Source organism: Aestuariibacter sp. GS-14 (assembly GCF_006494365.1).
GTDB lineage: Bacteria > Pseudomonadota > Gammaproteobacteria > Enterobacterales > Alteromonadaceae > Alteromonas > Alteromonas mangrovi.
In genome coordinates this window covers 184422-209202 of record NZ_VHIP01000001.1, presented here as the reverse complement: position 1 = coordinate 209202, position 24781 = coordinate 184422, and the positions used below count along the sequence as shown (strand labels likewise).

Here is a 24781-nt window from a genome sequence, read left to right as displayed (position 1 = left end):
CTCCTCGTCGTTTATCTTTGTCCATCATTGCATATAACGTTCAGATTTCGAAGGAAGTTGAACAAAAATGTCCTAAAGTCTGGCTTTAATTGTCCTACTTTCCTTTTTGGCTTGCCGCTATAGTTACACCATACCCAATCCGATATGTGTAGTACGGATTGCGTTGCCGGCACTAGTGAGTATGCGATGCCAACCGCGATGTTACTCCGTGTAGTTAGTGCCTGTAGCGACCGGTGACGTCACCACCGGTAACTGTCCGTTAAAGGGCAGCGATAACAGTTATGCCCGCCACGTCACAGGCGGGCATTTTATTTTCTGAATACAGAATCTCTTGCATTCGCGCTGCGTATTGGTAGACTGCCCCCGCGTTTTGATACCTGATTGTACTTTTCAGGTAACTGACGTGTACCAAGGGGTGCCAAACAGGCTGAGATCCGCTAAGCGGGAACCCTTTTACCTGATCCGGATAATACCGGCGTAGGGATGGTTTACAATACAGCCTTATCACCTGCCGTAAAAGCCGGATCTTTTGGTCAACTATTGCACAAGAGATCCTGTATGAACGTTTCACAGAAACTGTTTTCATTATCATTATTAAGCGTCGCGCTTCAAGCGACAGCACAAACCGAATCCGACATTGAACGCGTCACTGTATATGGTGATTTTTATCAGCAGAGTTTAGCTCAGCTCAGCGCCAGTGCGTCGGTGATCAGTGATACCCGTGTGTCGTCCCGTCAGGCCGACCACCTTGATGGTTTGCTGCGAGTAGCACCCAACGTGAACTTTAATGCCGGTGCATCGCGCGGTCGGTTCTTGCAAATTCGCGGGATTGGCGAGCGTTCACAATACGCTGAGCCGATTAATCCTTCTGTTGCGCTCATGGTCGATGATTTCGATTTTTCTGGTCTGGGTGCGTCCGGTATATTGTTTGACACTCAACAGGTTGAAGTCTTTCGTGGTCCACAAGCCACCGTATTCGGCACCGGCGCATTAGCAGGAGCCGTGCTGATCAAATCCAATGACGCAGACGCAACAGATAATAACTATGTGAGTGCGAGGGTGGGCAGTAAAGACAGCTACCGGGTAGAACTGGCTAACAGTGTTACTGTAAACGATAGCCTGGCAGTGCGTGCCGCGGTTTATCACAATCGCAGTGACGGCTTTGTTAAAAACGCGTTTTTGCAACGCGAAGATACCAACAATATTGATGAGTCCGCTGTTAAGCTGGCAGCGAAGTGGCAAATCGACAATGCCACCACATTAAATGTGGCCTATCGCTGGTACGATATCGACAATGGTTACGACGCATTTTCACTGGATAACGACAATATTACCCAGAGCGACGAACCGGGATTCGACCGCCAGCAAACTCACGCCGTAAGCGCCAATTTAGCCGCCAAACTCGACTCGGGTGAATTGCAGTTTATCGTTACCCACGCCAGTCACAATATTGGTTATGGCTATGATGAAGACTGGACCTATACGGGTTTCCATCCCTGGGGTTATACCTCAACCGATCACTATTACCGCGAAATTGATACCCAAACCGCTGAAATCCGTTTTATTGGCAACGAACAGGTAAAGTTGTTTAACAACACTACCCGTTGGGTTGTGGGCGCGCGTCTTGAAGGTACCGAAGAGCAGGTATTGCGCGAATATACTTACGCAGATGGAGATTTCATCAGTGAGTACAAGCCTGTCACCATGGCGGTATACGGTCAGTTAGACAGTGAACTGGCTGACAATCTGAACTTGTCTTTCGGCATTCGTGCTGAAAATTACGATTTCTCTTATGCTGATAATGCGGGTTTAGCCCGTGAACACGATGAAACCATGCTGGGTGGTAAACTGGCACTGAATTACCTGATGGGCGAGCAGTTGTGGTATGCAAGTATCTCCCGCGGATTTAAAGGGGCAGGGATTAACCCTGACCAGAATGTGCAGGAGGCAAGCCGTTTTTACGACGCCGAGTTTAACTGGAACTACGAGCTGGGTGTAAAAGCGCCATTGGCCGATACGGTTAATTTGCGTGCGGCGGTATTCGTGATGAAACGCGAAGACACCCAGGTGAGCGATTACGATGTGCAATACCGCGACGACAACTCAGCCGAGTTTATCGATATTATCGATAACGCTGATTTAGGCACAAACCAAGGTGCGGAACTGGAACTCAGCTGGCAGGCAGCCAATAATTGGCAGGTAAATGCATCGTTGGGTTACCTCGATGCCTATATTGAAAAATATACCCGTGCAGATGGCAGCTTTGTAGCAAGACAAACACAGGCCCAGGCACCGTCGGTTACTGCTAACCTTTTCAGTCAGTTTGCATTCGCCTCGGATTGGATGTGGAATCTGGAAATCGACTACACCAGTCGCTATCGTTTCTCCGACGGCCACGATGTAAAATCACCGGCTACTACGCTGGTACATACACAGGTAGTGTGGCAGCAATCGGATTGGGAAACCACCTTGTGGGTAAACAACGTATTTGACGAAACGTACTACACGCGTGGCTTTGGAGGGTTCAGTAATGATCCTCGTGATTATTACGAATTTGAAGAACCCTACTATCAGTTGGGTAATGGTCGTCAGTTTGGCGTGTCAGTGCGTTATCAGTTTTAGGAGCTAATACTATGCAAGTGATGGTTGAGTTGTCGCTTTATCCGCTGGTGAATGAGTTTATTCCGCCCATCAAGGGCTTTATTGAGCGGTTGAATACTTATCAGGAACTCACGGTTGTCACCTGTTCTACCAGCACACAGGTAACCGGAGATTATCAGTCGGTAATGCGCATTCTGGGCACTGAGATGCAGCGAGTGCACGAGGAAGTCGGGCAGGCGGTATTCGTAGCCAAGTTCCTGAATTTTGACGCAATGCAAAGCAGGTAAATAACGATGGAGCAGTTAGCAACGCAGTTAGCAACGCAGTTTATGTCTCAAGTAACTCAGACATCGTTACCAGAGTGGCTGGCCGTGGTTCTGGCCATTGCGTATGTGTGGCTGGCTGCCCGTCAAAACGTGTGGTGCTGGTTTGCGGCATTTACCAGTACCGCACTGTATACCTGGATTTTTTGGCAGGTATCCCTGCCATTTCAGTCTGCGTTAAATGTGTTCTACATGATAATGGCCGTTTATGGCTACTGGCAATGGCATCACAAGCCCAGCGACACAGGCGGTGTGGTGAGTTGGCCGGTTTGGCTGCATGGCTTGCTGGTAATCGCATTAGTTGGCGTGGTGGTGTTGTTAGGAAAACTGGCAGCAACACAGTTTAACCACGAACATTTGTGGTTAGATGCCGCGGTAAATGTTTTTAGTGTGGTGACTACCTTTATGGTTGCCCATAAAGTATTGCAAAACTGGGTATACTGGTTTTTCATTAATTGCGCCGCAGTTTACTTATACTGGCAGAGTGGTCTGGTATTGTCTGCTTGCCTGTTTGTTGGCTATGTGGGATTCTCTCTTTATGGATATATGCAGTGGAAAAAAGAGTGGGTGAGTCATACCCCGGCGATGAGTTAGTACGGACACTGGTTCCCATTTTACCCAACGCTTCTGCACTGAGCTGGCAACTGATTCGACAGGGCCCAGCCAATCGCGTGTTTAAAGCCAGTAATGATGTTGAGGCCTGGGCCGTAAAGCAACTCGGGCCTGATACGTTTAGTGCAGTTGATTACCCCAACGTATATCGCTTACAGCAACAACTGAGTGATGTGGGCGTTGCGCCAGCGCTGAAAGGCTTTGATAAACACGCGCGAATTTGGGTGGAGTCGTGGATTGAAACACCTGGTCAGCAATGTATTGATACCGCTTTATTAGCCACTGCGCTATGGCGGGTACATCAATGTGATGTTGATGCGCCCACGTTGGCCCTGGTTCCTGTGTGGCAACACTATCTCGAACAGTTACCATCAAGAGAAGCCCGGCCATTTGTGGCTCAGCGCGACAAGCTAACCCAGATGCTGGCAAAACACAGTCGCTACGATGATTACTGCTTTTGTCACAATGATCTGTCGTTTGCGCATTTGGTTGGCGAAAACCGAGACAAGGTAATCGACTGGGAATACGCAGCGATTGGTAACCGGTATTTCGATTTGGCTGCTTGTATTGTCATTAATGAACTTGATACCACGCAAATCAACAGTTTGTGTGATGCCTATGCCGGGGTGTCGGGCTTTCAGCGCGAAACAGTGCGTCAGCAAACCGAGATATTTCTGCCCATTGTTCAATTTACCAACGACTTATGGACAGCCGCATTACCCTGAATTCGCCGGATGTGGTTATTAATTGCCCGCTTAAATCAAATTTGGTGAAATTCGGATAAAATTACTTTACCTTTGATCGGGCATACGTATAATTCACAGCGCGCTAGGGGTGTAGTTCGAATTGGTAGAACAGCGGTCTCCAAAACCGATGGTTGGGGGTTCGAGTCCCTCCACCCCTGCCACTTTTCTCTCTAAGCTGATACACTCATTTCATCTTAAATAGCAGTCAGGTGTCGTGCATGACAACGGGATTGTCTGATTATCAAATCGCTGTATTGCAAGCCATGAATATTCAGGTATTGCAAAAACAGGAAGTACATAAGCCAACATCTCCGCAGTCTCAGGTTACACAACCTGCAATCACATCGAGCATCAAGCCTAAAACTGTCTCAAAAGCGGATGCACAGTCGCGTCTGGCAAGTTTAAAAGCGTCCATGTCACCGGCAGCAAAAAGCAATTCTGCAACCACAGCCCCGGTAAATGACGCCTCTGAATCAAAGCCAATGGCTGAAATCAATAAACCCAACAAGCAGCCTGTTGGTGAGTCACTTTCTGCATTTAAGCAGGATATCGCCGTGGCATTCGAGCTGATAAACGTGAAAGCATCGCCGTTGCTATTTGTGGGTGAGCAGCTACACGTGGGCAAAGACGAAATCGTGTTTAACGCACAACCTGATACCTTATCACCCAAGCAAAAACGCCAGCTCTGGCAGGCGATAATTGCCCTTGCCTGATGTTAACGATGCGATGACACTGTTACCGTTAACCACCGCCGACTCTGTTCAGGCGCATGCTATACATGAAGCTGTTCAATATACGGCTTGGTCTCAAAGTACCTTTGATGACTGTTTAACGCCGCCCTATGAAGGCTGGATGATTAAGCGCGAGGGCAGGGTACTGGGCTTTTGTATTTTGCTGTTTGTACTGGATGAAGTAACGCTAATGGAAATTGCCGTTGCACCTGAAGCGCAAGGCCAAGGGTTGGGTAAGGCAATGCTAAACGCTACATTAGAACACTGTAAAACAAAGGGTATGCACACCTGTTGGTTAGAAGTACGCGCATCCAATCAGCGCGCGATTCAGTTATATACCAGCCACGGATTTCAGGTAATAGAAACCCGCAAAGGCTATTATCCGACAGCATCGGGTCGTGAAGATGCCATTGTAATGATGTGTGAGTTAGTCGGGCAGTCTGCCTGACACTTTGCGTCGCTCCAAAAACATCTTGATGCGGTATTTTAAATTGCGCAGTGCTGAGCTGTGATTGTTGTGCTGGCCTTTATTAATGCGAATGATGTCACTTTCGAAGCGTTGATCAACACTGATTTTATACGGTTTGATACCGAGGACGTTGAGAGACAATTCAGAATGGAATTGAATGTCCACATCAACCGGCCGAAAGAAAGGCTTCCGTTTGAGTAGCTTACGGGCACCTTCCAGGGTAATGGCATACCCTTGCGTACCGTTAGGCACTTCTTTGTAGTTTCCTAATGTAAATTCATTATCCAGCTGTTTGCTTTCAAAGAACGGTGTTGGACGTCCGTCGTACAGCTTTATCATATCCCAGTTAGTATCCAGCGACTGAATTACATCGACGACCTGCGGAAAGGCGTTATCAATCGTCAGGTCATCTTCCAGCACAATGCAGCACGGAATGTTTTCATTGACGATTTTTTGCCAAATCCGATAGTGACTAACATAACAGCCAATTTCGCCATTAGTTAAATTGCGATGATGTCGCTTTGTATTGGCTGCAGAGTCATACCATGATTGCTTTTCCTGAACACTGAGTGCACTGCCCAAGGTAGCTGAAAATCGGGAGCAACTAAGGCCTAATTCAGCCACCTGTTTGCTAAGGCTTTCCCAACGTTGAATGCTGTCGTCTAAATTTATAATAATAATAGGTAACAAACGGTAATCCCTTAGATTGGTGTTGTAATTGTTCGCGTTATCAGTAAAGCAGGTAAATACGCGTCGTATCAGGATGATAAATAGTGGCCGGTAATATCTCAAGCCACAGCAAACGTAAGTTATAAAAATAATACTATTCGCGCGGAATCGACGCTAATCATCCTGCTTTTGTCTATACCCGTTACTGAATTAGCTGTTTGTCATTCATAAAAAAGGGCCTGTGAAAGGCCCCTTTATTGTTGGTTAATACGAGTTCAGCCTGAGCTACTGGATTTGACCGCGCAGTTCACCCGCCGGATAGGCTGGCGTGTGTACGTTTACATAGTGCCCACCTGAAGCCAGTACTGCAAATATTGCAGCATCAAGCATGGCATTGTCCGGTGCCATCCATCTGTTCATATCCGTACTGTCTTGCTCAAGTGCCAGCAATACCGGACCGTCTACACCGAGTGCCCCAGTGTGAATATGGGCCATAGTAGCGTCTGCTACGCCTGAGGTGACAACCTGTAGTTCCAGACTATAGTCGTCGGTGTTTACCAGCGCATAACCGCTGCCTGTGGCTGAGGTGGTAACCGCATGATTTTCTTGTTCGCCACTTAAGCCAAATGCAATCAGTACGTAGTTATCAGTGAGAATCTGTCCGCGTAGCTCGCCACTCGGATTCGCTGGCGTATGAACATTTACGTAATGACCACCGGAAACCAGTACACTTAAAATGTCAGCATTGAGAACGGTATTGTCTGGTGTCATCCACATGCCCGGATCGTCCATGGATTGTTCCAGCGCAGCCAGCACATCGCCATTAGTACCAATTCTTCCGGTGTGGATGTGGGCGGCAGTTGCATCGTCAACGCCGTCTGTGTGAACCACCAGATTCAGTGCGTAACTCAGTGTGTTTACCAGAGCATATCCGCGACCCGACGCAGCGCTGGATACGGCTGGCACTTCCTGTGAACCGCTTAAGTTAAAAGTGGCAATGGCATAATCAGACGTGACGATTTGACCGCGAATTTCACCACTTGGGAAAGCCGGTGTGTGCACGTTCACGTAGTGACCGCCGGCTGCAAGTACTGCCAGAATGTCTGCGTTTATTGCTGTGTCTGCAGGTGTCATCCACGTGCCCGGGGCCGTCATGGATTGTTCTAATGCAACCAGAACATCGCCATTCATTCCTATACCACCGGTGTGAATATGTGCGCCTGTCGCATCATCAACGCCGGTAGTATGCACCACTAATTCCAAATCGTAAGTTGATGTATTAACAACAGCGTAACCGTTGCCCGACGCTGATGTTGATACCATGGGTACCTGCTGATCGCCATTTAACTCAAAGGTGGCAAGCGCATATTCAGTTGTCAGAATCTGACCGCGAAGTTCACCACTTCCGTTAGCGGGCGTATGCACATTGATGTAATGACCGCCGGACAACAACACATCAAAAATCGATGCCTCAATGGCCAGGTTTTCAGGCGTTACCCACTTACCCATGTCATCGGCCGCTTGTGATAACGACACTAATACATCGCCATTGGTACCTACCCGGCCAGTGTGAATGTGTGCACCAGTGGCATCATCAACGCCTTCTGTTACTACGGTAATTTCTACAGAGTAAGTAGAGGTGTTCACCAGCATGTAACCACTGCCACTGGCGTCGGTGTCCACCACAGGGACCTCCTGTTCACCGCTCAAGGCAAAGGTGGCCAGGTGGTAGTCATCGGTGAGGATCTGTCCGCGTATCTCACCACTTGGAAACGCAGGTGAATGAACGTTTACGTAATGACCGCCTGATGCCAGTACAGAAAATATATCAGCATCAATCATGGTGCCTTCAGGCGTCGTCCACATGGTCATGTCTTCGGAAGATTGTTCCAGGGCTACCAGTACATCGCCATTATTTCCTGGACGGCCAGTGTGAATATGCGCGCCAGTAGCATCATCAATGCCGTCGGTATAAATCACTAAGTCTAAATCGTACGTGGCAGTTGATACCAACGCATACCCGTAACCGTCTGCCAGCGTTGATACTGCAGGCACTTCCTGATCACCATCAAGTCTGAAGGTGACTACCGCCATGTCATCGGTCACAATCTGACCGCGTAGTTCACCATCGCCGTAGGCGTCAGTGTGTACGTTTATGTACCATTCACCCTCAAGTAAATCGGTGATGAGTTCACTGCTTACACTGGTTTCTGCCAGCGTGTAGGTACCAGTGGAACCCGCTTCAAAGCCAAATGCAACGTCACCGTTACGTCCGATATCGCCATCGTGAATATGAACCGCCTGAACGCCTTCAACACCGCTAACGTCAACAGTGGCTCTGAGCAGACCCAAATTCTCGTCAAGTTCAACTGTTGCTGTGGCCATTTGAGCAGACATATTGGCCGGAACCTGCTGTTTACCGGTTAAATTAACCTCAAACGTGGTGCTGGCAGTGAACGTAGGCGGAGCAGGCGTAACCGTCTCTTCCTTTTTATCGTCGTCATGCAGACAGGCGGTTAAAAATGCCGCGCAACCGATGACAGCAAACTTATGTAGATTCATGGTGTTCTCCATTGGCTGTATCAATTTTTACATCGTTTTAACGTTTGCGCCGGAGGATGAGATCATAGAAAGTAATAAATTTATTTAATTCATGATTAGTGCTTTATTAATGTTATGAATTTACTAGCAATAATGGGTTAGGCACAATGGTGTTAGAGAATTCACATTCCTTCAGGTTTGTAACTTACAGCGTAATCAAGGAATCAGGCTTGCCAGCCTACCAACCCTGCATAAATACCTATATAATCGCGCCCATTAAATGAGTGGAGCCAGGCTCCAAATCGCAGTTCTTTAACCGAAAAGCATTGGATTAATGAGTACATTTCAACAAGAAATCAACCGTCGGCGCACGTTTGCGATTATTTCGCACCCGGATGCCGGTAAAACCACCATCACTGAAAAAGTGTTGTTATACGGAAACGCCTTACAGGTGGCGGGCACGGTAAAAGGTAAAAAATCCGGTCAGCACGCTAAGTCAGACTGGATGGAAATGGAAAAAGAGCGTGGGATCTCGGTAACCACCTCGGTTATGCAGTTCCCGTATGCCGACAGCCTGGTAAATCTGCTCGACACCCCCGGACACGAAGACTTTTCGGAAGATACTTATCGTACGTTAACGGCGGTAGACTCCTGCCTGATGGTAATCGATGCTGCAAAAGGCGTTGAGGATCGTACCCGTAAACTCATGGAAGTAACCCGTTTACGCGATACGCCTATTATTACTTTTATGAACAAGCTCGACCGCGATATCCGCGATCCAATGGAATTGCTGGACGAAGTTGAGACTGAGCTAAAAATAGCCTGTGCGCCAATCACCTGGCCAATAGGTTGTGGTAAGCAGTTCAAAGGTGTTTATCATCTGCATCGCGACGAAACCATTCTGTACAAATCGGGTCAGGGTCATACCATTCAGGACGTGCGGATCATCAAAGGGCTGAATAATCCTGAACTGGATCAGGAAGTAGGGAGCGGCCTGGCGACGGAGTTTCGTGACGAACTTGAATTAGTTATGGGCGCATCTCACGAATTCGATCTGGAACTGTTTTTGGCTGGTGAGATTACGCCGGTATTCTTTGGTACCGCGCTTGGGAATTTCGGTGTTGATCACATGCTGGACGGACTGGTTGCCTGGGCACCCGCACCGCAGGGCCGAGAAACAGACGCTGGCGAAGTGGACGCATCAGACGATAAATTTAGTGGGTTTGTGTTTAAAATTCAGGCCAATATGGACCCCAAACACCGCGACCGCATTGCGTTTTGTCGAATTGTTTCTGGCAAGTACGAAAAAGGCATGAAGATGCGTCATACCCGCATAGGCAAAGACGTCCGGATTTCCGACGCCTTGACATTCCTGGCAGGCGATCGCTCCTTGCTGGAAGAAGCCTATGCCGGCGACATCATTGGTTTACACAACCACGGGTCTATCCGCATCGGCGATACTTTTACATCGGGTGATGATTATCGTTTTACCGGAATTCCTAACTTCGCGCCGGAACTGTTTAAACGTATCCGCTTAAAAGATCCGTTAAAGCAAAAGCAACTGCAAAAAGGACTGATTCAGTTATCTGAAGAAGGTGCTGTGCAGGTATTCAGACCGCTGATTAACAACGATTTAATTGTAGGCGCCGTGGGTGTGCTGCAGTTTGACGTGGTAGTGGCACGCCTGAAATCTGAATATAACGTGGATGCGATATACGAGCATGTCAGCGTTTCTACGGCCCGTTGGGTGTATTGTAAGGACGCTAAAAAACTCGACGAATTCCAACGTAAAGCCGAACAAAACCTGGCACTGGACGGCGGTGATAACTTAACCTATATCGCACCTACCATGGTAAACCTGCAATTGGCGCAGGAGCGTTATCCGGATATTGAATTTACTACAACACGCGAGCACTAAACACCGATATGAATATTCACGCTTTACTAATATCACGTTTTTCCGAAGCATTAACCGCAATGGGCATTTCCGATGCCCCCGTACCAGTGGCACGTAGCGGTCGCCCGGAATTTGGTGAGTATCAGTTTAACGGTGCTATGGCGTTGGCAAAGGCGCTCAAGCAAAAGCCCCGGGATATTGCCGAGCAAATTTTAGCGCAGGTAGCACTGGACGATGTTGCCAGTAAACTGGAAATTGCAGGACCGGGATTTATCAATATCCACCTGAATGATGACTGGTTAGCGGCCCAGTGTAATGTTGCCCTGAGCGATGAGCGGGCTGGTATTCCTGCGCAATCTGCTCAAACGGTTGTAGTGGACTACTCGTCACCCAATCTCGCCAAAGAAATGCACGTTGGACACCTGCGTACCACCATCATCGGTGACGCAGTAGTAAAACTGCTCGAATTTCTGGGGCATCGTGTGATTCGTCAGAATCACATGGGAGACTGGGGAACGCAGTTTGGTATGTTGTTGGCCCACCTTAGCGACAAGCTCAGTCACAATGAAGTGGCAGAAACGGCGTTATCCGACCTGGAAGACTTTTACCGTGAAGCCAAAGTACGCTTTGATGAAGAAGACGGCTTTGCCGATCGCGCACGCGAATATGTGGTAAAGCTGCAAGGCGGTGATGCGCAATGTCTTGCACTGTGGCAACAGTTTATTGATGTGTCTATTTCCCATAGCGAGGAAGTGTACGACAAGCTGAACGTGAGCCTCACACGCAATGATATTATGGGGGAATCGGCCTACAACAGCGATCTGGCAAATGTTGTGGCAGAGTTAAAGGCAAAAGGTATCGCCGTTGAAGATCAGGGCGCGCAGGTGGTGTTTATTCCTGAGCTGGCTGATAAAGAAGGCAATCCGGCGGTGTACATAGTGCAAAAATCCGGTGGTGGTTATTTGTATGCCACAACGGATCTGGCCGCGATGCGTTATCGCAGCGGTACGCTGAATGCAGACCGCACGCTTATCCTTACCGATGCGCGTCAGGCGTTGCACTTCAAGCAAACCGAAATTGTAGGCCGTAAAGCAGGCTTTATGAAGCCTCAGCAAAGCTATGAGCATTGTCCGTTTGGCATGATGCTGGGCAGCGACGGCAAGCCGTTCAAAACCCGTTCTGGCGGAACAGTTAAATTAGTGGAACTGCTGGATGAAGCCGTAGAGCGCGCTGCAAAGCTACTCACGGACCGCGGTTCAGCGTTTGATGCAGATGAACTTAACGTGGTTGCGCGTAAAGTGGGTATTGGCGCGGTGAAGTATGCCGACCTGAGCAAGAACCGTACAACCGATTACATGTTTAACTGGGATACCATGTTAAGCTTTGAAGGCAACACGGCACCGTACTTACAGTATGCCTTTGCTCGCACACAAAGCTTGTTTCGCAACGCCGGTGTCGATGCCTCTCAACTATCTCCATCAATCTGTATTGCTCATCCTCAGGAGCATGCTTTAGCCGTGCAATTACTGCAGTTTGAAGAGCAACTGGCCGTCGTCGCCCGCGATGCAACACCTCATGTGCTGTGTGCTTATTTGTATGATTTGGCCAGCCACTACATGAGTTTCTATGAGGCGTGTCCGATATTGAAAGATGATGTCGACAGCAGCACGCGAGCCAGCCGTTTGGCGTTATGTGCACTGGTAGCCAAACAGCTTAAGCTGGGTTTGGATCTGCTTGGCATTGAAACACTGGATAAAATGTAGCGGTCCACAGAGGCCGCATTTCTCCATAACGACAGTATTAACCTTAAACAGAGCTTTACTATGACCAGGATCCTTGCTTTTTCAGGCAGTACACGACGCAACTCATACAACCAGGCAGTAGTTGAATGTGCCGCACAAGCAGCGCGCGACGCAGGTGCTGACGTTACCGTAATCAATCTGGCAGACTATGCCATGCCTATCTTCAACGAAGATGAAGAGGCGGAGTTTGGCATTCCAGAGCGAGCGCAAGCGTTTAAGCAGTTGATGATTGACCACGATGGTATTCTGATTGCCAGTCCGGAATATAACAGTAGTTATCCTGCGGTACTCAAAAATGCCATTGACTGGGCGTCGCGTAAAACGGGCGATGAAGCTGTGTTAGCTGCTTATAAGCAAAAAGTAGTTGGGTTAATGGCTGCTTCACCTGGCGCATTAGGCGGCATGCGGGTGCTGGTGGTACTGCGTATGTTAATGCAAAATTTAAGCTGTATCGTTGCGCCAGCGCAGGTTGCGGTGGGTAATGTGGCTGACAAAGTTGATGAGTCAGGTGCAATCAGCGATGAAAAAACGAAAAAACAACTCGCCGGTTTGGCCAAACAGGTTGTCGAACTGGCTACTAAGCTAAAAAGCGCGTAATCCTGCACGCGCGATCCCCACAAACGACTGTTAAATACAGGCTAAATTGGGTAATATCGCGCGTCTTATCTACACCAATGAATTAAGGTTACCCATGTTTGAAGTTAACCCAGTGCATAATGCGATTCGGGATATCCGGGCGCGCAGCGCAGCGCTTAGGGGGTATCTTTGACTTCGATGTTAAATCGGAGCGCTTAGAAGAAGTTAATCGCGAGCTGGAAAGTCCGGACGTTTGGAATGATCCGGAGCGCGCGCAAGCCTTAGGCAAAGAAAAGGTAGCGTTGGAGCAAGTGGTTGACACCATACTGCGACTCGAGCAAGGCGCAGACGACGTTGAAGGCTTACTGGAACTGGCAATAGAAGCCGAGGATGAAGATACCTTCAATGAGGCAAAAAGCGAGCTTGACGAACTGATTGAGCAACTGGAAGTCCTTGAGTTTCGCCGCATGTTTTCGGGTCCGAACGACAGTTGCAGTTGTTACATGGATATTCAGGCCGGTTCGGGTGGTACAGAAGCCCAGGACTGGGCAAATATGTTGTTAAGAATGTATTTGCGCTGGGGTGAAGATCACGGTTTCAAAACTGAGCTGATTGAAGTATCCGACGGTGATGTGGCAGGTATTAAAAGCGCCACCATCCGCTTTGAAGGCGAGTATGCTTTCGGCTGGTTGCGCACCGAAACCGGTGTACATCGCCTGGTTCGCAAATCGCCGTTTGACTCTGGTAACCGTCGTCATACGTCGTTTTCGTCAGCATTTGTGTACCCTGAAATCGATGATGACATTGAAATTGAAATTAATCCGGCGGACTTGCGAATTGATACCTACCGGGCATCCGGTGCAGGTGGTCAGCACGTAAACCGAACCGACTCTGCCGTACGGATCACACACTTGCCTACCAACATAGTAGTGCAATGTCAGAATGACCGTTCGCAGCATAAAAATAAAGATCAGGCATTCAAGCAATTAAAAGCCAAACTCTATGAGTTTGAGCTGCAAAAGCAAACTGCCGAGAAACAAGCGATGGAAGACAATAAATCTGATATCGGCTGGGGTAGCCAGATCCGCTCTTACGTACTGGATGATTCCCGTATTAAGGATTTGCGCACCGGCGTTGAAACTCGCAACACGCAAGCGGTACTCGACGGCGGGTTAGACAAGTTTATTCAAGCCAGCCTTAAATCAGGTCTTTAAGCCTTTTAACTGAAAGTGAACAGAATATGAGCGACCAACAACTCGACGAAAACAAATTGATTGCTGAGCGCCGCGCTAAATTAAGCGCGATCCGGGAAAACTGCCGTGCTAATGGCTTTCCTAACCACTTTCGTCGCGAACATTATGCCGACGAATTGGAACAGCAATTTGGCGAACTGGACAAAGATGCGCTGATTGAACAAGACAATCAGGTGAGCATTGCTGGCCGTATTATGGCTAAGCGTGGTCCATTCCTGTTACTACAGGATATGACTGGACGCATTCAGGCCTATGCCGACAAAGACACCCAAAAAGATATCAAGGCGCGCTACGGCTCGCTGGACATCGGCGACATTATTGGTGTAGCAGGTGCATTGCACAAATCAGGCAAAGGCGATTTGTATGTGAACATGACGCGGTATGAACTGCTTACCAAGTCACTGCGCCCTTTGCCAGAGAAATTCCACGGTCTGACCGACCAGGAAACAAAGTACCGTCAACGCTATGTGGATTTGATCACCAGTGAGAAAACCCGCGAAACGTTTGTTGTTCGAAGCAAAATCGTTAATGGTATTCGCAATTTCCTGACGTCGCGTAAGTATATCGAAGTGGAAACGCCGATGTTGCAGGTTATCCCTGGCGGTGCGTCTGCCAAGCCATTCGTGACACACCACAACTCGCTCGACATCGATATGTACCTGCGAATTGCGCCTGAACTCTACCTCAAGCGCCTGGTGGTGGGTGGTTTTGAACGCGTATTCGAAATTAACCGCAACTTCCGTAACGAAGGTTTGTCAACCCGCCACAATCCGGAATTTACCATGTTGGAGTTCTATCAGGCTTATGCTGACTACAACGACATGATGAACCTGACAGAAGATATGCTGCGAACGTTGGCAGAAGACATTCTGGGCAATACGGTAATCACTAACACCACGAAAGATGCAGAAGGCAACGTGTTAAGTGAAGTGAAATATGATTTTGGTCAGCCTTTCACGCGCCTGAGTATGGGTGAAGCGATTCTGAAATACTGGCCGGAGGCTAACGAAGCGGCCATTCGCGATCCTGAAGGTCACCTGGACGAAATGAAAGCCATGGCGAAAAAGCTGCACATTAAAGAGCCTGCCGTGGATGGGATCTGGGGTGCAGGTAAATACCTGTGTGAAATCTTTGAAGCCACAGCCGAAGAGAAACTGATCCAGCCTACGTTTATTACTGAGTATCCGTGGGAAGTATCACCACTGGCGCGCCGTAACGACACCAACCCGTTCATTACCGACCGCTTTGAGTTCTTCGTGGGTGGACGTGAACTGGCGAATGGTTTCAGCGAGTTGAACGACCCGGAAGATCAGGCTGAGCGTTTCCGCAAACAAGTGGAAGAAAAAGACGCGGGTGATGATGAAGCCATGCATTATGATGAAGACTACATCCGCGCACTGGAATTCGGCTTGCCACCAACTGCAGGTGAGGGGATTGGTATTGACCGTTTAACCATGCTGTTTACTGACAGCCCGACGATCAAAGACGTTATCCTGTTCCCACACATGAAACCAGAGAGTCATGATCAGTAAGAAAGCGCGCTATTTATAATGCCTTTATAGCCAAAAATAAGCGGGTATTGACGGGAACGTCAATACCCTTTTTTTGTGCCTGTTGCACCACGTAGCCATTAATCGCATCAATTTCACTTGGTCTGTGATGGGCGATGTCCTGGTGCATACTGGAATAATTTTCCGCTGTATTGCGAACTACCGCGAGTACCTGTTCCAGCGCGTTTTCTTCATCCAATTGCACGCCACACGCCTGAGCGGTGAGACAAACCTCCTGGCAAACTAACTGTAAAGTTGCTCGGTATTGCGGGTTGGCGAGCGCCCCATTCTTTACGTTTTCCAGCGCAGTAAGAGGATTGATGGCACAGTTGATGAGAAGCTTCTGCCACAACGCGGTTTGCATATCCTCCCGCCAGGTAACCGGGCCAATACAGGCTTCCATAAGCGCTGTCACCACGGGTTGAAGTTTTTTTGCCAGCGGATGGGAAAATGCCATGCCCAGCATTGTGCTGCCCATGCCGGTATGCTTTACCGTGTCAGCATTCAGTTTAAGTGCACCGTGGCTGGTGGTTGCTAAAAATACCGGATTGTCAGGGAGCCATGTCGTAGCAAGCTCAGTACCGCCCATGCCATTGTGAAACAGAATTACAGGAGTGGCTTTATTGATCCGTTTCTGCCATTGCTGCAAAGCATCGCCAATCTGAAAGGCCTTTAGTGGCAGAATTAATACGTCGTGTTCACCCAGTTTCGCAATGTCATGCTCAGCATAATCGAGATGGGTAATGGTGCCATCCAAGCCTTCAACGAAGCGCAGTTTATTGCTGTGTTCACGTACTATAGCGCGGTAAGGTAAATTTGCGTGCTGAGCACCCGCTGCGCATAGTCCCCCAATGGCTCCGCTGCCTACAATATTCATACACCAACGCATTATTGCGGTCCGGTCTTAACAGGTGTTGTGGATTTACCGGGCACAGCAGGCCATGTCAATGTTGCGGGGTTAGGTTGCTGTGACAGCCAGGCAGAAAAATCAGCATGAACATACGCGTTGCCGTGCTCAGGTGAGCAAAACACGTTGATCGCCTTGCCATGCCAGCTAAATGCAATACCCCAGGCATGCAAATACATGCGGTCCGCGTTACTGCCTGCGTAAAGGGTATCGCCCAAAATAGGACTGCCCAGACTCTTAAGGGCAACGCGAATCTGATGTGTTTTGCCACTTAACGGACGCACAATGAATGCCCGGGGGGCACCGTCAAAACCCACACTGTGAAACTGTGTAATCGCTGGATTTTCCCGGCTCTTTAGAAGTATATGCTGACCATTTCGGCGGTTTTTCATATCGCCAATAATGCTGCCTTGTTTCTTCTTGGGTTTTTTATCACTCAAAGCCAGATAGTATTTTTGCACCTGGTGGGTGCGAAACAATACCTCAAAGTGGGCTGCTGCCTGTGCGTTTGTTGCCAGAATCAAACAGCCGGATGTGCCATCATCTAACCGGTGCACCAGATGCAGGCTTTGCAAGTGATGAGTTTGTTCAACACTTTGCACAACGCCATGTTGCGGGTCGTGCATGGTTATCCCTGGCGGTTTATTAATAACAATAAAGTCGGGGTGAGAGTACAGAATATTCAAGTTGGATGTCTGTGTCAGGCCAATGCCGAAAGATATTGCTGCGCCGTATCGTAATCCAGCTCATCAATAGCGGAACCGATCTGTTGCCGTTGCATCGGTGTTGCGCCCATGGCGTCAAACCAGCCGTTAAGCTTGTCCGTACTGATGAATTCATGATTGGTAAGTGCCTGCATTAACAACTTAACCGCTGCTTTGCTGTCACTTTGGGGTGTTGCAGATGCACCTGACGCATCGCCTTCAGTGGGTAACGCATCAATAATGGCCACCGTTGCATTTACCTGTGTAAACAAAACAGTGAGATCGTCACTATTGGATTCTAACGATTTAATCTGTTGATTGACGATTTTGCTTGCATCAAACACAGCGTTACACCCCAAATTGCCTGACACACCTTTCAGTGTGTGTACCAGAATTTCTGCACCAGCGAAATCCTGTTGCTCAAGCAACGCCGTTAAACGTGTGTCGATATCTCTGTACTCGTCAGCAAATTTCCGCAACAAACGATAAAGTAATGCAATATTGCCATTTAATTGCTTCAGGCCAAATTCGAAATTAATGGGATCATTTATTGTTGTCATATCGCTTTTCGTTTCAACTGTGGATTGTTAAGTCAGGTATTTGTATATGGTATTCGCATTTGCTGTACACTTTTAGTTATATTTTTTGTTAAAGTGCTCAACTTTAGTTTAACGTTTTCCTATCTTCACAGACTGGCATTTAATTTCCCTGGAATCACTACATGTCGTTTAGATTCATTTTAGTCGGTTTATGTGTTTGTGCGATATCTGCATGCCAGTTCGCTAAAAATACACGTTTACCCGTGTCGGAGGACACCAGTAAAAGTGTAGCACAACCTGTTCACATTAATTATGAAAAGTATCAGCTGGCCAATGGTTTAACCGTTATTTTGCATCAGGACTCTTCGGATCCCCTGGTCCATGTTGACATGACCTATCACGTTGGCTCAGCCAGAGAGCTGCCGGGTAAAACCGGATTTGCGCACTTTTTTGAACACATGATGTTTCAGGGCTCCCAGCATGTGGCAGACGAACAGCATTTTAAAATTGTAACCGATGCGGGTGGTACGCTGAACGGCACAACCAACCGGGACCGCACCAACTATTTTCAAACCGTACCGTCTAATCAACTTGAAAAGGTGTTGTGGCTGGAAGCTGACCGAATGGGATTTTTATTGCCCGCAGTCACCCAGGAAAAATTTGAGATCCAGCGCGAAACCGTTAAAAACGAGCGGGCCGAACGCGTTGATAATCAGCCTTATGGCAAGCGTCATGAGAAAATTGCCGAAGCCTTGTACCCGCCATCCCATCCTTATGGCTGGCTTACCATTGGTTACGTAGACGATCTTGACCGCGTTGACGTAAACGATTTAAAGGCGTTTTTCAAACGTTGGTATGGCCCTAATAATGCTGTTTTAACCATTGGTGGTGATCTTGATATTGTGCAAACCAAACAGTGGATTGAACGTTATTTCAATGATATTCCTCCCGGCCCACCGGTTCATGCGCAAGCACCCGGTGTACCGCAGTTGGCTGAGCATCGCTTTATTACACTGGAAGACAATATTCACTTACCGCTTCTTCAAGTCGTGCTGCCTACCGTGCATGCGCGGCACGAAGATGAAGCGGCGCTGGACGTACTGTCGAACATTCTGGGCAGTGGTAAAACTTCGCTATTTTACGAATCGCTGGTAAAAACTGGCAAGGCCGTGCAGGCAGGTGTTTCTCATCCGTGCAGCGAATTGGCTTGCGAATTCAATTTAATGGCGTTGGTATCACCCGAATCAGAAGAAAGTCTGAGCAGCATGTACAACACCATTCAGTCTATGCTGGACAGTTTTGAATCCCGTCCCTTTGATGACGATGCGTTGTTGCGCGTAAAAGCCAGTATTAAAGCGTCGACTATTTACGGTTTACAAAGCGTAAGTGGCAAGGTGTCTACCATGGCCTATAACGAAACGTTTTTTGCAAACCCTGATCTCATTAACGAAGACATTCACCGATACAATAGCGTGACGAAGGAAGACGTGTACCGGGTTTTCAGAAAATACATTAAAGGCAAAAAAGCGGTGGTGTTGAGTGTAGTACCAAACGGGCAGCCTGAGCTGGCTGCCGCGCCGCAAACTTATGTGCAGCCTCCCAGGGAGATAGCTGCGCAGAATGAGAGCGATGAAGGCACAGACGGTATGCTGACAAGCACTGAGCCGGTTCAAAGCAACACCACAATTGACCGCTCTTTGGTTCCCGATGCTGGTCCTGCGCCCGTTGTAAATGTGCCAGAGTTCTGGCGGGATACCTTTGCTAATGGTATGCAAATCATTGGTGTGAGCAGTGACGAAACACCCACCGTGAGTTTTACGCTGGATATGGATGGCGGGATGTTGCTCGACCCAATGGAGAAAGCCGGGTTATCACAACTAACCGCGATGATGATGAACGAAACTACGCAGTCCTTTAGCAATGAGGCAATGTCGAATGCGTTGGCTAAGTTGGGATCGTCAATCAGTTTTTCCAGTAATGGTCGATATTCGCAGGTGTTTGTTTCCTGCTTAACGGAAAACTTCGACGCGACACTGGATTTACTGAAAGAGAAATTATTCAGACCTGCTTTTCTCGAAACCGATTTTAATCGGTTAAAACAGCAGGTAATTGACGGCATTAATTCACAGGCAACGAATCCCTCAGCGCTGGCGGAGCGTGCAACATCGCTGGTGTTGTGGGGCAAGGAAAACCGCATCAGTTTGTCGCAAACAGGTACTGCTGACACCATTAGCAATATTACCCTGGAAGATGTGAAAACGTTTTATTCAACTTACTATGTGCCAGCCAAAAGCACGCTGGTAATGGTGGGGGATGTTTCGCAGGAAAAACTGATCAGTCGGCTTGGCTTTTTAGCTGATTGGCAAGGACCCGACTACACCATTCCCGGTTACGGCAGTTTTCCTGAGTATCAGTCTAACCATATCTACCTGGTTGATGTACCAGGAGCCACGCAAAGTACGGTTCGAATGGTCTCCCGTTCGCTACCTTATGATGCAACTGGAGATTATTTTTACGCTCAACTGATGAACTTTCCATTGGGTGATGACTTTAATAGTCGTATTAACCAGAATTTGCGCGAAGATAAAGGCTATACCTATGGGGCTTATTCGTCATTTAATGGCGGTAAATCGCTGGGCTGGTTCGAGGCGGGTGCCGAGCTGAAGCAGCAGTACACGCAGGCTGGGATTCAGGAATTAATGAAGGAAATTAATCAATATAAACAACAGGGGATCACTGAGGCCGAACTGTCGTTTATGCAAAATGCCTTTACCCTGAGTGAAGCGCTGGAATACGAAACACCGATGGACAAAGCCGCCTTTCTTCGGCGTTTGGTCGCCTATGATCTGCCCAGTAATTACAAACAAACGCAGAAGTCGATTATTCTGAATATTGCCAAACCGGAATTAGATAATATTGCAGGGCGTTTGCTTAATACCAATGACTTGCAAATTATCATTGTGGGTGACAAGCAAGTACTCAAACCACAGTTAGACGCGCTGGCTATGCCGGTTCATGAAGTGTCATTTGTCGGTGGATAACCATTTAATTTCAGATAATCAGGCATTAACACCAGCCATTTATTTGATAAGATACCGTCAGAATTAACCACTCCGCAGCAGGTGCGCTGCGGAGGTTTACCTGGATACTGACATTGCTTCCACTGACTTCAGAATTTACCTACGATATAGGCGCGTTAAGTGATCCCTCTGCCGTACACAGTTTTAACGGCATCAAACGCGGCGTAGAACGAGAATGTCTCAGAATTAACCCAGAGGGCACGCTTGCCCAAACGCCACACCCGCAGACTTTGGGGGCGGCACTTACCCACGACAGCATTACCACTGATTTCTCTGAATCACTGCTGGAGTTTATTACCCCTCCGGAAACTGACGCAGACAAAACCCTGGCGCAACTGGCCGATGTACACAAATTTACGCTTCAGCAATTAGGTGAAGAACGCGTATGGCCACTGAGCATGCCGTGCTTTATTAAAAATGAAGCGGAAATACCGATCGCGTATTATGGTGAATCGAACACTGGCAAAATGAAAAAAGCCTATCGTATAGGATTGCGCAATCGCTACGGTAGCATGATGCAGGCTATTGCCGGTGTGCATTTTAATTTTTCAGTGTCGGATAGCCTTTGGAAGCTGCTTGCGTCGCAGCATAAGGTGCAGCCCACTCAGGATTGGATCTCGGCGCAGTATTTCAAACTAATTCGAAACTATCGCAGAACCTGCTGGCTGATCCCCTATTTGTTTGGGGCATCGCCCGCACTGTGCCGGTCTTTTGTTGCCGGTCGTGAACATGGTTTGGATTTCAAGCAATTAGGTAAAGGTACTTATTATCTGCCTTATGCCACGTCTCTGCGGATGAGCGGATTGGGGTACACCAGTACAGAACAGTCTTCACTGCGAATTTGTTACAACTCGCTGGATAATTACGTCCGGTTATTACGCCAGGCAATGTACCAGCCTTCAGTGCGTTACGCGGGTTTTGCCGCCGGTGAAGGCGGAAACTACCAGCAATTGAGCAAAAACGTGCTGCAAATCGAAAACGAATTCTATTCTCCCATTCGTCCAAAGCAGCCAACCAATACCATGGAAAAACCTACCGATGCACTGGCAACCCGCGGAGTAAAGTACATTGAGGTTAGGGCATTAGATGTTAACCCATTCAGTCCAACAGGTATTGCGCGCGAACAGATTGATTTCCTGGATGTATTTTTGATTAGTTGTTTGCTGATGGACAGCCTAGAGTTCACTGCTGAGCGTTACAAAGAAACCGAAGTAAACCTGAATCGCATTGTACTGGAAGGGCGCAAGCCAGGACTTACATTGTTAAATAACGATCAGGAAGTGAGCATGCAGAGCTGGGCTGAGCAATTATTTGCTAAATTTGGCACCGTAGCCCAGTTGTTAGATAAAGCTTACAACAGCAATTGCTATAGTCTGGCTATAGAGCGGGAATGGCAAAAAATCACCGACCCGGATAAAACCTTTTCAGGCCGTTGGTTAAATAAACTGCTCGCCGAAGGTGACAACGCCGTAGTGGGTCGCACTTTGGCCGATACGTATCGCAACGAAATTAAGGCGTTCGATTATACTTATAAGTCGGAAGCTGACTTTGTTGAAGAGGCGGCGCAATCTCTGATTGCACAAAAGGACATCGAGGCCGCTGATAACGTGTCTTTTGATACATTTATACAGGAGTATTTTGCCCGTCCGCCACAAAATTAGGGCAAAAAAAAATGCCTGACGCGGGTCAGGCATAAAGCATTCGTTCCAGGGAAACACACATTCGGAACACTAGGTTGGACAATGTATGTACAAAAAGTTCAAACAATTTTGTATTTTTTTTTCAGGTTGGGTGGTTTTTATTCCGCTGATATTGGTGGGATGTGCCACAACACCACCGAAAGACACAAGCAACCTGTGTGAAATATTCTACGAAAAGGAAGATTGGTACGACGCCGCGTCGGATATGCGTGACAAATGGGGAGTCCCCATTCACGTCCCCATGGCGATGATGTATCAGGAAAGTTCATTTCGCCACGACGCCTTGCCGCCACGGGATTATATCCTGTTTGGTTTAATTCCCTGGGGCAGGGTTAGTTCTGCCTATGGCTATTCGCAAGCCAAAACCCCCACATGGAGCGATTATATTCGCGAAACAGGCAACAGCGGCGCCAATCGCGACGATTTTGACGATGCCATGGATTTCATGGGCTGGTTTATCAGTAAAACACACACCGTGAACGGTATCTCGAAGTGGGATGCCTATGCCCAGTACCTGAACTACCACGAGGGGTGGGGCGGTTATCGTAAAAAAACGTACAACAACAAGGCCTGGTTAAAACAAGTGGCAAATCGCGTTAAAGAGCGCTCATTGCGTTATGCCGGTCAATTAAAAGGCTGCGAGGACGATTTACAAAAAGGCTGGTTCTGGAAATTGTTTGATTAGGGCGTGTTGATCTTTGCTGTATTAATTTTGTTCGTTCTAGGTGTTCAGCGATCGCGGCGCATGTTCGCAGGTGCAGTGGTTCTGCATCAAGAGCATGCAACAAAAAGCGGTGGACACCTGGAGCGAACCTTTCGGGCAGCGCCGGTGCAACATTTCTACTGCTTCAGCCCAAGTTCATGTAGATGACTACACTTCACTTGCGCTTCATTGTATAAACGTCGCACAGACTGCTGCAAAATCATACAGCAAAGATCAACACGCCCTAGTTATAAACGACAAGAAAAATCGGGCAGGCAAAATGCCTGCCCAGAAAAGTGGGTATCTGCCCAAGACCGTCAATCATCAGATACCCAACAGGCATATCTACCGTAATCTAAATGATAATTATTATCAAGTAATCATTGGGTTTTTCTTTTATTTTTTTCATATCTCTTTATTTAGCTCCGGAGTGGGCCAGTTTTCGGCGCTGCCATCACTGAATTTTTGGCAATTAAACAGGCCGTTATCATAGTGAGACGATGTTGGCACAACGGCATATCAATGAATAAGTTCCAACATTTGATCTACATCATACTGTGGTGCGCGCGGGCTTTTATGGATTGATTTAGATCAGCATTTTTTATGTCTGAAAGGGGCACACTTTAACCATAGAAATTGCAAAAAAGGTGAACGTTATGTGGAGTATGTTATTAAAAGATCCAGTAGTTTGGGGCTCTCTGTTAGGTATTTTCATTGTATGTGTAATGATGGCGTATTACACCTACCTGTTTATCCATAACAGTGGCGATGATCACAAGTAAGGTGACCCGAAAAAGCTAGCGCTTTTTCGCAAACGGTGAATCCACCGTTAATAATACCAGCAAGGCCCCTTGTCCGCCGTACTCCAAAGGGGCCTGGTGAAATGCCCTTACCAACGGGTGCTGAATCAGGTAGTGAGGTAGCGCTTGTTTCAGAATGCCGGTGCCATGTCCGTGTACCAGACACACGCAATCAACCAGTTCCTGTTGTGCCGTGTGCAGTAAACTGGCCAATTCGAGTTTGGCCTGATTTCTCGTCATGCCATGTAAATCCAGGATGTAATCGGGGCTGTAGTCGCCACGTCTGAGTTGTTTAAGTTCGTAGGCTGGAACATCTTCCCGGCAGTAACGAAGCGCGCCTTGTGGCGGTATGAAACCTTCAAATGCATCAGAAAATTCAAAGCTTGCATGGGCGTGACGCGAGGCTTTTTGCTGGCGTTTTACGGCAATTTTACGCGTTGCCTGAGGTGGCACGTAAGTATCCTGCATAAAGCGCTTAATCCCTTTTACTTCTGACTGAAAAAGAGACAGGTCGTCCAGGTCTTCGGCAGACGTTGTCGGGGTCTTCTTCACGCGTAGCTATCCTCTGTGAAATTACA

General features: G+C 47.9%; 22 protein-coding genes, 1 tRNA gene and 1 riboswitch. Of the genes, 17 read left to right on the top strand and 6 right to left on the bottom strand.

Annotation, left to right across the window (positions count from 1 at the left end):
• The first annotated feature begins 401 nt into the window (after positions 1–401).
• A riboswitch (TPP riboswitch) is annotated at positions 402–501 on the top strand.
• A 57-nt stretch (positions 502–558) separates the two neighbouring features.
• The 7 genes from FJ444_RS00850 to rimI all read left to right on the top strand — a co-directional run bounded on the left by FJ444_RS00850 (position 559) and on the right by rimI (position 5461).
• Positions 559–2622, top strand: coding sequence for a TonB-dependent receptor (locus tag FJ444_RS00850; RefSeq protein ID WP_140956018.1), 2064 nt, complete (start codon positions 559–561; stop codon positions 2620–2622).
• Positions 2623–2633: 11 nt separating this feature from the next.
• Complete coding sequence (locus FJ444_RS00845; RefSeq protein ID WP_140956017.1) at positions 2634–2888, top strand: YkoF family thiamine/hydroxymethylpyrimidine-binding protein; 255 nt, start codon at positions 2634–2636, stop codon at positions 2886–2888.
• A gap of 6 nt (positions 2889–2894) precedes the next feature.
• Positions 2895–3518, top strand: coding sequence for a nicotinamide riboside transporter PnuC (gene pnuC / locus FJ444_RS00840; RefSeq protein ID WP_140956016.1), 624 nt, complete (start codon positions 2895–2897; stop codon positions 3516–3518).
• A complete protein-coding gene (locus FJ444_RS00835; protein ID WP_181405017.1) occupies positions 3476–4261 on the top strand; it encodes a phosphotransferase in 786 nt (261 codons plus the stop codon). The genes pnuC and FJ444_RS00835 overlap by 43 nt, the downstream gene beginning before the upstream one ends.
• A 105-nt stretch (positions 4262–4366) precedes the next feature.
• Positions 4367–4443, top strand: a tRNA-Trp gene (locus FJ444_RS00830).
• 57 nt (positions 4444–4500) lie between these two features.
• The gene (locus FJ444_RS00825; protein ID WP_140956014.1) at positions 4501–4995 is read left to right on the top strand and encodes a hypothetical protein; all 495 of its coding nucleotides are present in this window, start codon (positions 4501–4503) and stop codon (positions 4993–4995) included.
• Entirely contained in the window at positions 4988–5461 is a 474-nt protein-coding gene (gene rimI / locus FJ444_RS00820; RefSeq protein ID WP_140956013.1) for a ribosomal protein S18-alanine N-acetyltransferase, read from the top strand. Before FJ444_RS00825 ends, rimI begins: the two co-directional genes overlap by 8 nt.
• Here the strand turns inward: rimI and FJ444_RS00815 are convergent.
• Positions 5441–6172 carry a glycosyltransferase family 25 protein gene (locus tag FJ444_RS00815; protein ID WP_140956012.1) on the bottom strand — a complete coding sequence of 244 codons (732 nt, stop codon included), beginning with the start codon at positions 6170–6172 and terminating at the stop codon, positions 5441–5443. The two genes, rimI and FJ444_RS00815, sit on opposite strands and share 21 nt — an antisense overlap.
• A gap of 264 nt (positions 6173–6436) precedes the next feature.
• Positions 6437–8713 (bottom strand): CHRD domain-containing protein, encoded by a 2277-nt coding sequence (locus FJ444_RS00810; protein WP_140956011.1) that lies wholly within the window; start codon positions 8711–8713, stop codon positions 6437–6439.
• Positions 8714–9026: 313 nt separating this feature from the next.
• Here FJ444_RS00810 and prfC point away from each other — a divergent pair, with 313 nt between their 5' ends.
• The 5 genes from prfC (at position 9027) to lysS (ending at position 15752) form a co-directional block, all read left to right on the top strand.
• Positions 9027–10610 carry a peptide chain release factor 3 gene (gene prfC / locus FJ444_RS00805; protein WP_140956010.1) on the top strand — a complete coding sequence of 528 codons (1584 nt, stop codon included), beginning with the start codon at positions 9027–9029 and terminating at the stop codon, positions 10608–10610.
• Positions 10611–10618: 8 nt separating this feature from the next.
• Positions 10619–12352: an arginine--tRNA ligase gene (argS, locus tag FJ444_RS00800; RefSeq protein ID WP_140956009.1), complete on the top strand. Its 1734-nt coding sequence runs from the start codon at positions 10619–10621 to the stop codon at positions 12350–12352.
• 60 nt (positions 12353–12412) lie between these two features.
• Positions 12413–12988 carry an NADPH-dependent FMN reductase gene (locus FJ444_RS00795; RefSeq protein ID WP_140956008.1) on the top strand — a complete coding sequence of 192 codons (576 nt, stop codon included), beginning with the start codon at positions 12413–12415 and terminating at the stop codon, positions 12986–12988.
• A gap of 94 nt (positions 12989–13082) precedes the next feature.
• A protein-coding gene (gene prfB, locus FJ444_RS00790; protein WP_140956007.1) for a peptide chain release factor 2 occupies positions 13083–14181 on the top strand; the annotation gives its coding sequence in 2 pieces (ribosomal slippage) (positions 13083–13157 and positions 13159–14181; 1098 coding nt in all).
• Between the two features lie 26 nt (positions 14182–14207).
• A complete protein-coding gene (gene lysS, locus FJ444_RS00785; RefSeq protein ID WP_140956006.1) occupies positions 14208–15752 on the top strand; it encodes a lysine--tRNA ligase in 1545 nt (514 codons plus the stop codon).
• Between the two features lie 13 nt (positions 15753–15765).
• On the opposite strand, the gene FJ444_RS00780 is transcribed toward lysS, so the two are convergent.
• The 3 genes from FJ444_RS00780 to FJ444_RS00770 are packed head-to-tail and all read right to left on the bottom strand — an operon-like array spanning position 15766 to position 17941.
• Complete coding sequence (locus FJ444_RS00780) at positions 15766–16647, bottom strand: ketopantoate reductase family protein (protein ID WP_181405016.1); 882 nt, start codon at positions 16645–16647, stop codon at positions 15766–15768.
• Positions 16648–16658: 11 nt separating this feature from the next.
• A complete protein-coding gene (locus tag FJ444_RS00775; protein WP_255438852.1) occupies positions 16659–17363 on the bottom strand; it encodes a TIGR01621 family pseudouridine synthase in 705 nt (234 codons plus the stop codon).
• A gap of 14 nt (positions 17364–17377) precedes the next feature.
• The gene (locus FJ444_RS00770) at positions 17378–17941 is read right to left on the bottom strand and encodes an Hpt domain-containing protein (protein WP_140956004.1); all 564 of its coding nucleotides are present in this window, start codon (positions 17939–17941) and stop codon (positions 17378–17380) included.
• A gap of 161 nt (positions 17942–18102) precedes the next feature.
• Here FJ444_RS00770 and FJ444_RS00765 point away from each other — a divergent pair, with 161 nt between their 5' ends.
• The 5 genes from FJ444_RS00765 to FJ444_RS00745 all read left to right on the top strand — a co-directional run bounded on the left by FJ444_RS00765 (position 18103) and on the right by FJ444_RS00745 (position 24185).
• Complete coding sequence (locus FJ444_RS00765) at positions 18103–20961, top strand: pitrilysin family protein (RefSeq protein ID WP_140956003.1); 2859 nt, start codon at positions 18103–18105, stop codon at positions 20959–20961.
• A 113-nt stretch (positions 20962–21074) separates the two neighbouring features.
• Entirely contained in the window at positions 21075–22661 is a 1587-nt protein-coding gene (gshA, locus tag FJ444_RS00760) for a glutamate--cysteine ligase (RefSeq protein WP_255438851.1), read from the top strand.
• Positions 22662–22746: 85 nt separating this feature from the next.
• Positions 22747–23385, top strand: coding sequence for a hypothetical protein (locus tag FJ444_RS00755; protein WP_140956001.1), 639 nt, complete (start codon positions 22747–22749; stop codon positions 23383–23385).
• A gap of 94 nt (positions 23386–23479) precedes the next feature.
• Complete coding sequence (locus tag FJ444_RS00750) at positions 23480–23896, top strand: hypothetical protein (protein ID WP_140956000.1); 417 nt, start codon at positions 23480–23482, stop codon at positions 23894–23896.
• A 163-nt stretch (positions 23897–24059) separates the two neighbouring features.
• Positions 24060–24185: a DUF3149 domain-containing protein gene (locus tag FJ444_RS00745; protein WP_083271529.1), complete on the top strand. Its 126-nt coding sequence runs from the start codon at positions 24060–24062 to the stop codon at positions 24183–24185.
• 15 nt (positions 24186–24200) lie between these two features.
• Here FJ444_RS00745 and smrB read toward each other — a convergent pair whose 3' ends face one another.
• Positions 24201–24755, bottom strand: coding sequence for an endonuclease SmrB (smrB, locus tag FJ444_RS00740; RefSeq protein WP_140955999.1), 555 nt, complete (start codon positions 24753–24755; stop codon positions 24201–24203).
• Between the last annotated feature and the right edge of the window lie 26 nt (positions 24756–24781).